Annotated in this window: 14 protein-coding genes, 11 tRNA genes and 1 rRNA gene; 1 reads left to right on the forward strand and 25 read right to left on the reverse strand. The window is 42.1% G+C overall.

Annotated elements, in window-relative coordinates; genetic code table 11:
- The 13 genes from ELQ35_RS22875 to ELQ35_RS17645 all read right to left on the reverse strand — a co-directional run.
- Positions 1-123: ribosomal RNA gene (locus ELQ35_RS22875) — 16S ribosomal RNA — on the reverse strand; the annotation flags it as partial.
- Positions 124-220: 97 nt separating this feature from the next.
- A tRNA-Gly gene (locus ELQ35_RS17590) sits at positions 221-294 on the reverse strand.
- 33 nt (positions 295-327) lie between these two features.
- Positions 328-404 (reverse strand) — tRNA-Pro (locus ELQ35_RS17595).
- Between the two features lie 104 nt (positions 405-508).
- Positions 509-585 (reverse strand) — tRNA-Arg (locus ELQ35_RS17600).
- Between the two features lie 12 nt (positions 586-597).
- Positions 598-684, reverse strand: a tRNA-Leu gene (locus ELQ35_RS17605).
- Between the two features lie 56 nt (positions 685-740).
- Positions 741-825: transfer RNA gene (locus ELQ35_RS17610), tRNA-Leu, on the reverse strand.
- Positions 826-914: 89 nt separating this feature from the next.
- Positions 915-990: transfer RNA gene (locus tag ELQ35_RS17615), tRNA-Lys, on the reverse strand.
- 5 nt (positions 991-995) lie between these two features.
- Positions 996-1070 (reverse strand) — tRNA-Gln (locus tag ELQ35_RS17620).
- A gap of 73 nt (positions 1071-1143) precedes the next feature.
- Positions 1144-1219: transfer RNA gene (locus ELQ35_RS17625), tRNA-Asp, on the reverse strand.
- A gap of 193 nt (positions 1220-1412) precedes the next feature.
- Positions 1413-1484, reverse strand: a tRNA-Glu gene (locus tag ELQ35_RS17630).
- Between the two features lie 20 nt (positions 1485-1504).
- Positions 1505-1595 (reverse strand) — tRNA-Ser (locus ELQ35_RS17635).
- Positions 1596-1597: 2 nt separating this feature from the next.
- Positions 1598-1672: transfer RNA gene (locus tag ELQ35_RS17640), tRNA-Asn, on the reverse strand.
- A 143-nt stretch (positions 1673-1815) separates the two neighbouring features.
- On the reverse strand, positions 1816-2286 hold the full coding sequence (locus tag ELQ35_RS17645; RefSeq protein ID WP_126866526.1) for a SprT family protein: 471 nt from the start codon (positions 2284-2286) through the stop codon (positions 1816-1818).
- 82 nt (positions 2287-2368) lie between these two features.
- Here ELQ35_RS17645 and cmpA point away from each other — a divergent pair, with 82 nt between their 5' ends.
- The gene (gene cmpA / locus ELQ35_RS17650; protein ID WP_126866528.1) at positions 2369-2488 is read left to right on the forward strand and encodes a cortex morphogenetic protein CmpA; all 120 of its coding nucleotides are present in this window, start codon (positions 2369-2371) and stop codon (positions 2486-2488) included.
- A gap of 66 nt (positions 2489-2554) precedes the next feature.
- On the opposite strand, the gene ELQ35_RS17655 is transcribed toward cmpA, so the two are convergent.
- The 12 genes from ELQ35_RS17655 to alr all read right to left on the reverse strand — a co-directional run bounded on the left by ELQ35_RS17655 (position 2555) and on the right by alr (position 12101).
- A complete protein-coding gene (locus tag ELQ35_RS17655) occupies positions 2555-4741 on the reverse strand; it encodes a Tex family protein (RefSeq protein ID WP_126866530.1) in 2187 nt (728 codons plus the stop codon).
- A 129-nt stretch (positions 4742-4870) separates the two neighbouring features.
- Complete coding sequence (locus ELQ35_RS17660; RefSeq protein WP_126866531.1) at positions 4871-5479, reverse strand: PP2C family serine/threonine-protein phosphatase; 609 nt, start codon at positions 5477-5479, stop codon at positions 4871-4873.
- Entirely contained in the window at positions 5476-6267 is a 792-nt protein-coding gene (gene sigB, locus ELQ35_RS17665; protein ID WP_126866533.1) for an RNA polymerase sigma factor SigB, read from the reverse strand. Before sigB ends, ELQ35_RS17660 begins: the two co-directional genes overlap by 4 nt.
- Positions 6245-6718, reverse strand: a complete 474-nt coding sequence (gene rsbW, locus ELQ35_RS17670; protein ID WP_126866535.1) for an anti-sigma B factor RsbW — start codon at positions 6716-6718, stop codon at positions 6245-6247. Before rsbW ends, sigB begins: the two co-directional genes overlap by 23 nt.
- Positions 6715-7047, reverse strand: a complete 333-nt coding sequence (locus ELQ35_RS17675; RefSeq protein WP_126866536.1) for an anti-sigma factor antagonist — start codon at positions 7045-7047, stop codon at positions 6715-6717. The genes rsbW and ELQ35_RS17675 overlap by 4 nt, the downstream gene beginning before the upstream one ends.
- A 58-nt stretch (positions 7048-7105) precedes the next feature.
- Positions 7106-8116, reverse strand: coding sequence for a PP2C family protein-serine/threonine phosphatase (locus ELQ35_RS17680; protein WP_126866537.1), 1011 nt, complete (start codon positions 8114-8116; stop codon positions 7106-7108).
- Between the two features lie 11 nt (positions 8117-8127).
- Positions 8128-8529 carry an anti-sigma regulatory factor gene (locus tag ELQ35_RS17685; protein ID WP_126866538.1) on the reverse strand — a complete coding sequence of 134 codons (402 nt, stop codon included), beginning with the start codon at positions 8527-8529 and terminating at the stop codon, positions 8128-8130.
- Positions 8530-8533: 4 nt separating this feature from the next.
- Positions 8534-8890, reverse strand: a complete 357-nt coding sequence (locus tag ELQ35_RS17690) for an STAS domain-containing protein (RefSeq protein ID WP_126866539.1) — start codon at positions 8888-8890, stop codon at positions 8534-8536.
- Between the two features lie 2 nt (positions 8891-8892).
- Positions 8893-9720: an RsbT co-antagonist protein RsbRA gene (locus ELQ35_RS17695; RefSeq protein WP_126866540.1), complete on the reverse strand. Its 828-nt coding sequence runs from the start codon at positions 9718-9720 to the stop codon at positions 8893-8895.
- Positions 9721-10146: 426 nt separating this feature from the next.
- Positions 10147-10497, reverse strand: coding sequence for a type II toxin-antitoxin system PemK/MazF family toxin (locus ELQ35_RS17700; RefSeq protein WP_126866561.1), 351 nt, complete (start codon positions 10495-10497; stop codon positions 10147-10149).
- Between the two features lie 7 nt (positions 10498-10504).
- Positions 10505-10786 carry a CopG family ribbon-helix-helix protein gene (locus ELQ35_RS17705; RefSeq protein ID WP_126866541.1) on the reverse strand — a complete coding sequence of 94 codons (282 nt, stop codon included), beginning with the start codon at positions 10784-10786 and terminating at the stop codon, positions 10505-10507.
- Positions 10787-10949: 163 nt separating this feature from the next.
- Positions 10950-12101: an alanine racemase gene (alr, locus tag ELQ35_RS17710; protein ID WP_246026122.1), complete on the reverse strand. Its 1152-nt coding sequence runs from the start codon at positions 12099-12101 to the stop codon at positions 10950-10952.
- Positions 12102-12166: the final 65 nt, after the last annotated feature.

Below are 12166 nucleotides of genomic sequence, written 5' to 3' on the forward strand. Positions count from 1 at the left end.
GATCGTCGGCAGCGTCAGATGTGTATAAGAGACAGGGAGCAAGCTCCCGAAAATTCGCTCGACTTGCATGTATTAGGCACGCCGCCAGCGTTCGTCCTGAGCCAGGATCAAACTCTCCGAAGAAATGTCTGACTTGCTCATTACAATTTTTTGAAGTGTTTGCTCACTTTTAAAATTAACGTTGGCGCTTTGTTTTGTTCAGTTTTCAAAGAGCAATAGTTGGAGCGGGTGATGAGAATCGAACTCACGACATCAGCTTGGAAGGCTGAGGTTTTACCATTAAACTACACCCGCATTATATTATCTCATAAGAAGTAATGAAAGGGATGGTCGGGAAGACAGGATTCGAACCTGCGACCCCTTGGTCCCAAACCAAGTGCTCTACCAAGCTGAGCTACTTCCCGAGTTAGATGTTTGAGGTCGGATGCTAGAGGTCAGAGATTTTCGTATTGCTTCGCAGCAAATGCTTTCATCTCACTTTTGACTTCCGATTTCTCACTTCTAAAATTGGCGCGCCCGAAAGGAGTCGAACCCATAACCTTCTGATCCGTAGTCAGACGCTCTATCCAATTGAGCTACGGGCGCATAAATTCTTTTTGGTGCGGCCGAGAGGACTTGAACCTCCACGGGGTTAACCCCCACTAGGCCCTCAACCTAGCGCGTCTGCCATTCCGCCACGACCGCGAAAGCGACAATCATAATTATATTCCATTATTCGCTTGAAATCAACAGGAAATAAATGGTGCGGGTGAAGGGACTTGAACCCCCACGCCTTGCGGCGCCAGATCCTAAGTCTGGTGCGTCTGCCAATTCCGCCACACCCGCAAGTATAAGATGTCAAAGGTCAGAGATTTAAGCAATTCCTTCAAAGAAATCAAGCTTTCAATCTGACTTCCGATTTCTCACTTCTAAAATGGTGAGCCATGAAGGACTCGAACCTTCGACCCTCTGATTAAAAGTCAGATGCTCTACCAACTGAGCTAATGGCTCGCAAATGGCTGGGCTAGATGGATTTGAACCAACGCATGACGGAGTCAAAGTCCGTTGCCTTACCGCTTGGCTATAGCCCAATATTTAAAGTAACACAGACATATATTATATCATTAATCATAACTTTTATGCAAGCATTTTATAACTTTTTTATGGCGGTCCCGACGGGAATCGAACCCGCGATCTCCTGCGTGACAGGCAGGCATGTTAACCGCTACACCACGGGACCAATGATAAAATGGCAAATAAATATAATTCAAGCGAAAAGCATACTGATTTAAGCGAAATTTTCAATAATTAAGCGAAACCTCCATTAATTAAGCGAAAAAAATAATAATTAAGCGATCATTCGACCTATTTAAGCGAAACCCCAAATCTTTCTCCAGGCAACATGAAAGCAAGGTTCCTGAGCAAAAGAAAAGTGACCCGTACGGGATTCGAACCCGTGTTACCGCCGTGAAAGGGCGGTGTCTTAACCGCTTGACCAACGGGCCCTGTGTAATAGTTTAGAAACTGGCGGAGAAGGAGGGATTTGAACCCTCGCGCCGCTTGCGCGACCTACACCCTTAGCAGGGGCGCCTCTTCAGCCTCTTGAGTACTTCCCCAATGGCTCCGCAGGTAGGACTCGAACCTACGACCGTTCGGTTAACAGCCGAATGCTCTACCACTGAGCTACTGCGGAATAGTATGATTTGGTTCATTGATTCACTCTTGGCTATCATAATTCTTGTCACAAAACCGCATTGCAACTGTTTTGTCGACTCTTATGATTATAATGAGGCTCTTATATAAAGTCAAGGCTCTTTTTCGCCTTTTATAATACCTTCATTTGAAAATAACCTCTTCCACTAGTTGTAGTTTCCCTTTGCATGTACCGCAAACATACCGAAACGTATTGATCCTTCTCTTCCTTGTGAAGATTCGGCTGCATCGACTGCATTGATACCGGCAAAGCTTTTTGTTTTTTCGTTGAGTTTCTTTAGAAAGCGGAGTACAAAATCTAGGGGCGCCAACCGCTTTTAAAAGTTGGCGAAAATCCGCATCCCTGTGCTGGTAACCGCGTTTTTCGAGATGGAGATGGTAATGGCAAAGCTCATGTTTAATAATACCGGCCAGATCCTCCAGCCCTTGTTCGTCAAAATACTTCTTATTGATTTCAATGTTATGGGAATGCAAAAGATAACGGCCGCCGGTAGTCCGAAGGCGAGGATTGAATGACGCTTTGTGATGGAAGCTTTTCGAAAAATATTTTAACGATATATTTTCCACCAAAGCTTGAAGCTCCACATTGTCCATAATAATCGCCTCCCATTTTGGAACATGACAACCCATTATAACATACAAATAATTAAACTTCGGTATTTCGAGGAGGTTAGCAATGCCTAACTGGTTTCAAAATCAAATAAGGAAAGCCTTTTTAGAAAAGGACCGTTATCAGATTAAAATGCTTAATCAGTGCTGGTTTTTTTATATGAAAAGAGAGAGCCTCGATTTATAAAGCCTTACGCATAAAAACACCCTCCTACGATAAACACGCAAGGAAGGTGTTTTTTCAACATTGCTATTATGAGCTTTGCTTTTCCGGAGGAAGCATGGTTAAGGAGACCCGTTGCTTTTGAATATCGATTCCCTCTACCCAGACAGTAACTACATCGCCAACTGAAACTACATCAAGCGGATGCTTCACAAAACGGCTGCTGAGCTTGGAGATATGCACAAGCCCATCCTGTTTTACGCCAATGTCTACAAAAGCGCCAAAATCGACTACGTTTCTTACAGTTCCCTGTAGTTCCATACCAGCTTTCAAGTCTTCTAATTTCAACACATCTTGCTTTAATAGCGGCTTGGGAAGCTCATCACGCAAATCCCTTCCAGGCTTCATCAAGGCATCCATGATATCCTTTAATGTTAACTCTCCGACATTCAGTTCTCGCGCAGCTTCTGCAACTTGTAGGTTTTCCAGTTCTTTATTAAGGGACTCACTGCCAAGGTCACCTGATGTGTAACCCATCTTTTTTAAAAGTTTGTTCACAGCAGAGTAATTCTCCGGATGTATCGACGTTTGATCCAATGGTTCTTCACCGTCGATAATACGCAGGAATCCAATGCATTGCTCATAAGTCTTTGCACCTAATCTCGGAATTCCTTTCAGATTTTTCCGGCTTATGAATTTCCCTTCCTCTTCACGCTTCTTAATGATGTTCTGTGCAACCGACTTGGATAAACCCGCTACATACTGAAGCAAAGATGCCGATGCTGTATTTACATTGACTCCTACCCGATTTACAGCTGTTTCGACCACGAACGAAAGTGATTCAGATAATTTCTTTTGCGATACATCATGCTGATATTGGCCGACGCCAACAGATTTAGGATCAATTTTGACAAGCTCAGCCAATGGGTCCTGAAGGCGTCTGCCAATCGAAACAGCACTTCTTTCTTCTACCTGAAGATCAGGAAACTCCTCACGAGCGATGTCAGAGGCTGAGTAAACACTCGCTCCCGCTTCATTCACGATGATATAAAATACAGGAGCGCCCAGTTCTTTCAACGTTTCTGCAACAAATTGTTCCGTCTCACGGGATGCGGTTCCGTTCCCTATCGCAACTATTTCAACTGCGTGTTCTTTTAATAAAGTAATCACCTTTTCACGCGCGGCTTGCTTTTTAGCAACAGGCGGATGAGGATAAATAACACTGATGTGAAGCACTTTCCCTGTCTCATCAATGATTGCCAGCTTACAGCCCGTTCGGTAGGCCGGATCCACTGCAAGTACTACTTTACCTTTTAGAGGCGGCTGAAGCAGTAAATTTCGCAGGTTCTCGGAAAAAATATGTATGGCCTGATCTTCTGCTTTTTCCGTAAGTTCTTTTCTTAGCTCCCTTTCGATCGAAGGCATGATCAAACGTTTAAAACTATCTTCAATGACCTCTTTTACGTTCTGAACAACTGCTGAGGAGGGATCTTTGATAATCTCTTTCTCTAGATGATTCAATATGAACGCTGTATTCGGGACTATCGATATGCGCAGTACATCTTCCTTTTCGCCTCTATTTAAAGCCAAAACACGGTGTGGGACGATCTTTTGGACAGGCTCTTCATATTCATAATACATTTCAAATATGTTTTTATCGTCTTTGTCTTCATCCTTGACGTGCGAAATGATCTGGCCTTTTTTAGAGATTTCGGCGCGAATCCATTTTCTAAGTGCCGCGTCGTCCGAAATTTGTTCTGCAACAATATCCTTTGCCCCGGAAATGGCATCTTCAGCTGTAAGAACTTCTTTCTCTTCTGATATAAATTCACTGGCTTTTTCTTCATGGCTTTCATACTTCGGAAAAGACATCATCCATTCTGCAAGGGGCTCAAGACCTTTCTCTTTGGCAACTGTGGCCTTTGTTCTTCTTTTCTGTTTATAAGGCCGGTATACATCTTCTATTTCCTGAAGCCTTTCTGCTCTTTCGATCTGGAGCTTCAATTCCGGTGTCAGTTTATCCTGTTCCTCAATTAGACGGATTACTTCTTCTTTGCGTTTATCAAGACTCTCTAAATAATTCCACCTCTCCATAATTGAACGGATTTGCACTTCATCCAGTGAACCTGTTAGTTCCTTTCGATAACGCGCGATAAACGGGACAGTGTTTCCCTCCTGGAGTAAATGAATCACACTCTGGACCTGGTTTCTTTTTAATGTCAATTCATCTGCCACAATATTGACAAGCGACTTTGCCTTATCTTCAACTGATATCAATTTATTTCCTCCAAGCTATTATTTCAATGATTACAGTCTACCAAATTAGACATGAGGAAGCCATTCCACAGTAGCCAAACAGACATCCGATAATGTTAATTCAAAACAAAAAAGCTTACTTTTCATACGTTATGAAAGTAAGCTTCCTAATATAAAGGTCGTATCGTCAGATTGATTGGTATTATTCTGTAAAATCTTACGAGCATTTTGTTCCAGAGAAGCATACGTTTTTAAAATGGAAGTGGCTCCTTGTAGCTGCAGCCCATCTGAATGAAGGAAAAATTTTGCATATGGCTCGTATTTAAACCTCTGGGTGTGATACTTTTGGCTTCTGCCGGATAAATACCCGGTTACCGGCAACGGATATATCAGCTTATCCGATTCTGGATTGTATAAAAAAAACCGGATATTCCCTACCGAGCTGTATATAAACTCCTTCGTATCATAGTAAAGCTTTAATATGGAAACCGCCGCTCCCCTTTTATGGACAAGGACTTCATTGCAAAGGGACATTATTGTTTTTACATCTTTATCTTGATGATTCTTCACAATCTGCGTTACAGCCGAAGAAGATTCATAAGCAAATTTCCCGCTTCCTAATCCATCCGCCAGTACGCATAGGAAATAGTCATTTGTGTTTAGAAAAAAGTAATCGTCCCCGCAATAGGGCATTCCATTCTTTGAAGATTGAGATGCAAGGATCTCAATCTTTTCATCCCGCAAAACTTCTTTAATCATTGGACAAACTCCGTACTGTTTTCCGCACTAATCGCTTCCTGCAGCTTTTTGATCGCCCTGCGCTGAAGACGTGAGACATGCATTTGGGAAATCCCAAGATGCTCACCTGCTTCTTTTTGGCTTAAGTTTTCAATGTACGTATACTGGATAATTTTCTTTTCTCTATCACTCAACACATGCAAGACTTTTTCTAAAACGAGACGCTGATTCACTTTTTCAAAGCCTTCGTCAACATTGCCGAAAATATCCAGCAAAGTAACCGTTCCGCCGTCAGAGTCCGCTTCAATGGAATGATCGACGGATAGTGCCTGATAGCTTTTGCCCATTTCCATCGCTTCCAAAACTTCCTCTTCTGCCACTTCTAAATGAAGGGCAATTTCATCAATTCTTGGTGAACGATGGAGGGTGGTGGTAAGTTCCTCAACAGTCGCTTTTATCTTGGGGCCAAGTTCCTTAATTCTTCTCGGAACATGGACACTCCAGGTTTTATCCCTTAAAAATCTTTTTATTTCACCAATAATGGTCGGTACCGCAAACGCTTCAAAGCTTTTCCCGAAAGATTCATCATATCTGCGGATCGCTCCTAATAGGCCTATCATCCCTACTTGAATAATATCCTCCTGGTAGGATCTCCCCTTTGAGTATTTTCTTGAAATCGTTTCGACCAAACTTCGATAATGAACGACCAATTGGTGTTGAGCTTCATCATCCTGGTGAAGCTGATAAGCTTTTATCCATTTATTAACTTGTTCTCTCGCTGCTTGATTAGGTTGAGAGTGTTTTTGCATCCATCTCCACCTGCTCTCCTTCTAAAAACTTAGTCATAAATACTGTAACCCCCTCATTTTGATGAATCTTCACATCATCCATAAGGGTATCGATGAGATAAAGGCCCAGGCCTCCTTCTCTTAAGAATTCGACGTTTTGGCCGTTTTCATATCGTCCAAGCCCCTGGCGGACCTCATCGAAATTACAGCTTTTACCACTATCCGACACCATCACTTCAAGCCGATCCTCATATAACCCAAAGCCTATTTTCACTTCGCCTTTATCATCTTCCCTGTATGCATGTTGTACTGCATTTGTACAAGCCTCGCTGGCCGCAATTTTCAAATCCTCTATTTCATCATAAGAAAAGCCTAGACGGCTTGCGATACCGGACAGTGTTAAACGGATGACTCCAATAAAATCAGTCTTTGCAGGTATCTTCACTTCGATGTAATCGTATGATTGATTCATTTTAACCCACCCTCTGCATCACTATTAATGTCAATAATCTCCGCAAGCCCGGTTATATCAAATAAACGGCGCAAACGTTCTGACAAACCTACAAGCCTGAACTCTCCATTATGGGAACGCACACTCTTAAACAAACCTACAAATACCCCCAGGCCGGTGCTATCCATATAGGATACATCCGATAGATCCACTACCATGGAGATGTTCTCCTGTTCTGATAATGGAAATAATGTCTCACGGAGCTTTGGAGCCGTATAGGCATCAATCTCCCCTTTTACCTGGATTTCAACTCTTGAATTTATGTCTTGTACATCAATAGTAATATTCATCAAATTGACCCACCCTTACTCTTTTCAGTTCCTTACCTTTTACCCAAAAGTTTGACCTTTAAACATTTCTTTTTATCAGGATCAATGTAAAGTCATCACGCAATTGAAAATGCTGAAGTTTCTCCAGCTGTTTATAAATATTATTTACAATTTCCTGTGCTTTTAAGTGGATATTTTTTTGGATATATTCGATCAATGTTTCCCTCTCAATGAATCCTTCGTCCGTCCGGCATTCTGTAACCCCATCAGACAGAAGGATAATCATATCCCCGGGCTCCACACTTTTTTCGTATTGTTTATATTTCGTTTTCTTTTCGACTCCCAGCAATAGTCCTTTAGCGTCCATATCCTTGAATTCTCCGGTAGCAGCCTCATAATAAAACCCCGGTTCATGGCCGGCCGAAGCATATGAAAAGACGTGGTTATGAGGATTGTAAAGGCCGTAGAACATAGTGATAAACATGCTTGGATCCACATTGTGTTCAACTACCCGGTTCAAGTTTTCGAGAACACTGCTCGGCGCATGGCGATGTTCCGGCAGGCTGTCCATTGCATATTTAATCATAGACATGCATAGTGCAGCTGGGATGCCCTTTCCAATAACATCAGCGATGCCGATTCCCATACACTCATTTTCATCCTGCACGAAGTGGTAATAATCGCCGTTCATTTGTTTAGCCGGTACACTGATAGCTCCGATTTCCAGGCCATCCACATCCGGAATGTCTGTATCTAAGAGGGTATGCTGGACATTTGCAGCTATTTCTATTTCAGACTTTAACTCTTGCTGTTGATGCCGCAAACTCTGAAGCTCCCTGTAGGCAATTCCATACCCCATCATTACTTCAAGGAGAAAATCGAGAGAATGGAATACCTTGTCAGTTGTATCCGGACAAATTTCCATTAAGATGCTTTTATGGAGGCTGATGATTTCTTCTGGCGATATTTTATCTTCTATCGTTTTTCGACTGATCTTTTGTCCACTGTACAATGCTTGCTCCGTCTGATCTTTCAAATACGTTGAGAGAGCTTCACGGTACCGTTCCTCCATGTTCTCTCTAATCTCCATTCTTTCTCCCCCTAGCGGATCCATTTAGTGGCTAATATCTCTGTACCTTTCCCAGGTGTGGAATCTATATCGAAGTCATCCATCAACCGCTTTACCCCAGGAAGGCCGGCTCCCAGACCTCCGGAAGTGGTATAACCATCTTCCATAACTTTTCTTATATCCTGAATACCAGGACCTTCATCGGTGGCTACTATTTTCAAACCTGACTTTCCGGCGTCATAAACCTTATCTATATACACATTGCCCTGTCCGGCATATAAATATATATTTCTTGCCAGTTCACTAATAGCTGTTGTAATCCTCGCCTGGTCTACAGTGCCAAATCCCAGCTCCTTGGCAACGTTCCGCCCAAGCTGACGGGCAGCTACGATGTCCCATTCATTAATAATTTTCACGCAGGACTGGAACTCCATATACTTAATCCCCCAATTCCTGTTGTAATTTCTCCAGGCCTTTCTCAAGGTCTAATGCCGTCATGACATCATTCAGGCTGATACCGAGTTCGATTAGAGTAATCGCAACCGCTGGCTGGATTCCAGTAATTACAACTTTTGCACCCATTAGTGTGGACATGCTGAGAACGTCTCCCAGTACTTTTGCAATGAAAGAATCTATGAAATCAATGGAGGTAATATCAATTACCACGCCATTGGCACTTGTTTCATGAATTTTTTGCAGTAAGTCTTCCTGAAATTGAAGAGCTGTTGCATCATCAAGTTCCCCTTGGATGGATACCAACAGACAATCATAAAGCTTTAAAATTGGAATTCGCATAGTTACCCCTCCATCTCAACTATCTTACGGGAAGTTATCTCCAGTGCAGCTTCGATTCCTTTTTTCAGTGAGTTTTTCGTGACGATTTCGTTCAAGTTAATCCCTAAATTGACAATGGTCTGGGCAATTTCCGGGCGAATTCCGCAGAGCATGCATTTGGTTCCTACCAATCGCACGGCTTCTGCAGCCTGGATAATATGATGGGCGACCATTGTATCCACAACAGGAACGCCTGTAATATCAATTAATACCACCTCTGAACGGTGTTTCACAACGCCCTGGAGCAAATTCTCCATAATTTGTTTTGCCCTTTGTGTATCAATTGTCCCCACAAGCGGCATCACTGTAATTCCTTCAAGGACAGGAATCAAAGGAGCGGACAGTTCTTGCAAGGCAATTTTTTGAAGAGAAACCGTTTTTTCCCATGTGCGGGCATATATATTAACTATTTCATTGCTCAGCGGCGTTGACCATTTATCAAAATCATAGATAATGTCCATTTGATTTTCTGAAGTCACAATACCGTTTGCCTGCATGCCTTGAAAAACGATCAGATTAAACTCGCGTAGCCCTTCATTGACAAATGTAAGAGGCCATCCAAGACGAACAACCTTTTCTGCAAAATCGGTGAGTTTGCCTGTAAATACTTCATTATCGCTTTCAATGTTAGAAATAATCATATCGATAAATTCACGGCTTGTCCGTGTGAACATTTGATCCGAAACAACTCTGACGAGTCTTTCATCCGCTTTTTCTTTCATTTTTTCCGTCCACTCATTCAGGATATTATCTTGGTTTTGCTTTATAAAATCGTAAATCAATTGATTCATAATTTCCTCCCATTTTTAGCACAATACGTGCATGAAAATACTTCCGTTCATTTGTTAATGCGTATTTCCGTTTATATATATCGTTAAGTTATGCTAATATTTTATTAAGCCGCTTCGTTCGTCTTAAAATCCAAAAAGAAGTGGAAGAGACTACATAAAATAGTTACGTTTTTACTATATGTTTTCTAGTTTCATTCGTCAAATGAAATAGTTTCCCCTGCAAAATCATTTGCGTTATTGAAAAATGTTTTGAAAGGCTTTCATTTTGACGGAAAGGGAAACCAAATATGAGGACAATAAATAGCACTAAAAAACGGTTCCGATAAACTCCGAAACCGCTCTCGCATGCCTGATCTTTTTTCTTCAGGGAAATAAATATAATAATTAAAAATGACCTTCAACCTGGGACGCTCTTTGTTCAGTTCTTCAAAACTCTACAAGCCCGAGGCTGATTTGCAGGGCATCCTGCACTTTTTGCATCATTGCTTCGTCAAGATGAGTGATTTTATCAGTTAACCGCTGTTTGTCTATGGTACGTATTTGTTCTAAAAGGATGACTGAATCACGTTCAAATCCGTACTTTTTTGCATTGATTTCAACGTGTGTAGGCAGTTTGGCTTTTTGGATTTGCGCTGTAATGGCCGCCACGATCACAGTGGGACTAAAGCGATTGCCGATATCATTTTGAATGATTAACACCGGGCGGGTCCCTCCTTGCTCTGAACCTACCACCGGAGACAAGTCTGCGAAGTATACGTCACCACGCTTAACAACAATCAAAGGTTCAACCTCCGCTAACCAATCGTTCAACGCGAGTGTTTGCCTCATATTCTGCCAAAAAAGCTTCTGAAGCAATTGTTAAATTAATGGCTGCCATTTCAATATAACCACATTTCATAGACTCGCGAAATTCTCTTTTTTTACGTTCGCGAAGGTACATCTTGGTCGCACGATAAATGAATTCACTGCGATTTACATTTTCTTCTCTAACATACCCATCTAATTCGGATAAGAAATTTTGAGGTAATCGAATTAATATCTCTCTCGTTGCGCTGGATTCAGACACAAACATACACCTCCACCATCACTACACACCTAATTAATTGTATATCCTTTTTCATATTACCATTAAAATATCCGTATGCAAAGAGTATATTCTAAAAACTCTATATTATTATCAGCAAAAAAGTATGGTTCTTATTCACTTTTTCTACTGATGGTCCAATTATTTACTGCAGCAGGGGATTTACCACTTTTATAATCTGTCCATTTCGCAAATAAATCCGCGGGACCCTGGCAGAAATGAGACAGACCACTTCATAATTAATCGTATCAAGTTTTTTTGCTATTTCATCAACCGCTATGAAAGACCCTTCATTTTCCCCGATCAATGTCACCTCTGTCCCAGGGGACAGTTGATCTTTGATACGAATCATACATTGATCCATGCAAATTCTGCCGACAATTGGCACTCTTTCCCCATGTACCAGCACTTCCTGTCCCTGAAGCTTCCGGATCCACCCGTCGGCATAACCGATTGGAAGGGTTGCAATCCATTCATTTTGTTTAGCTTTGTAAGTCGCACCATAGCTAACGCTTTCTCCCTTTGGCAGTTCTTTCACATGGACAGTTCGCGTCTTGAGCGACATAGCCTGCTCAAGACGAAATGGCAGAACGTCTTTTATCTCAAGTGAAGGGCTTAGCCCATACATAGATATCCCCATTCTTACTGCATTGAAATCATTGTCTTCAAACCTTAGAGAAGCGGCACTGTTTGCTGAGTGGACAAGATCTGGCCTGGCTCTCAGCCAAGATAGCATCTCTTTAAAAGCAGCCAGTTGTTTCTTGTAATAGGCTGTATCAAGCTCATCAGCCGTTGCAAAATGGGTGTAGATTCCCTCGAAGATAAAGTTATCATCATTCAAGAGCTTGGCTTCGAGATCCAACAGTTCTTCTTTCGTACGTATGCCAAGCCTGCCCATGCCGCTATCGCATTTCACATGAACCTTAAGTGGTGCGTTATGGGAAAGTTCCCGGGTTGCGCTGATTACCCACTCTGTCTGATAGACCGTCAAAGTGATATCAAGTTTCGCTGCCAAAGCCGCGTTTTCGGGTCTTGAAGCTCCAAGTACGAGTATCGGCGTCTGGATCCCTTTTTTCCTTAAGGCTAATGCCTCATCAAGAAATGCTACCGCCAAAAAATCCGCTCCAGCTTCAAGAGCGATGCTGGCTGATTCATAATCTCCATGGCCATATCCATTCGCTTTAACGACCGCATACATTTTCATAGCCGGAGGAAGATGTTTTTTCATATTTGCAACATTTGTATAAATGTTGTCTAAATTGATTTCTGCCCACGTATCTCTGTGGTAATTCCCTATTTCCAATCTGTAACCCTTCCTTCTTGTCATCCATACCATGCAGCTTTAATCGAGATAACCTAAGT

This window comes from Peribacillus cavernae (genome assembly GCF_003989135.1).
Lineage (GTDB): Bacteria > Bacillota > Bacilli > Bacillales > DSM-1321 > Peribacillus > Peribacillus cavernae.

Excerpts from the sequence above, each read along its gene's own strand:
- ELQ35_RS17645 (WP_126866526.1), bottom strand. The coding sequence starts at position 2,286 with ATGGACAATGTGGAGCTTCAAGCTTTGGTGGAAAATATATCGTTAAAA.
- cmpA (WP_126866528.1), top strand. The coding sequence starts at position 2,369 with ATGCCTAACTGGTTTCAAAATCAAATAAGGAAAGCCTTTTTAGAAAAG.
- ELQ35_RS17660 (WP_126866531.1), bottom strand. The coding sequence starts at position 5,479 with ATGATTAAAGAAGTTTTGCGGGATGAAAAGATTGAGATCCTTGCATCT.
- sigB (WP_126866533.1), bottom strand. The coding sequence starts at position 6,267 with ATGCAAAAACACTCTCAACCTAATCAAGCAGCGAGAGAACAAGTTAAT.
- rsbW (WP_126866535.1), bottom strand. The coding sequence starts at position 6,718 with ATGAATCAATCATACGATTACATCGAAGTGAAGATACCTGCAAAGACT.
- ELQ35_RS17675 (WP_126866536.1), bottom strand. The coding sequence starts at position 7,047 with ATGAATATTACTATTGATGTACAAGACATAAATTCAAGAGTTGAAATC.
- ELQ35_RS17680 (WP_126866537.1), bottom strand. The coding sequence starts at position 8,116 with ATGGAGATTAGAGAGAACATGGAGGAACGGTACCGTGAAGCTCTCTCA.
- ELQ35_RS17685 (WP_126866538.1), bottom strand. The coding sequence starts at position 8,529 with ATGGAGTTCCAGTCCTGCGTGAAAATTATTAATGAATGGGACATCGTA.
- ELQ35_RS17690 (WP_126866539.1), bottom strand. The coding sequence starts at position 8,890 with ATGCGAATTCCAATTTTAAAGCTTTATGATTGTCTGTTGGTATCCATC.
- ELQ35_RS17695 (WP_126866540.1), bottom strand. The coding sequence starts at position 9,720 with ATGAATCAATTGATTTACGATTTTATAAAGCAAAACCAAGATAATATC.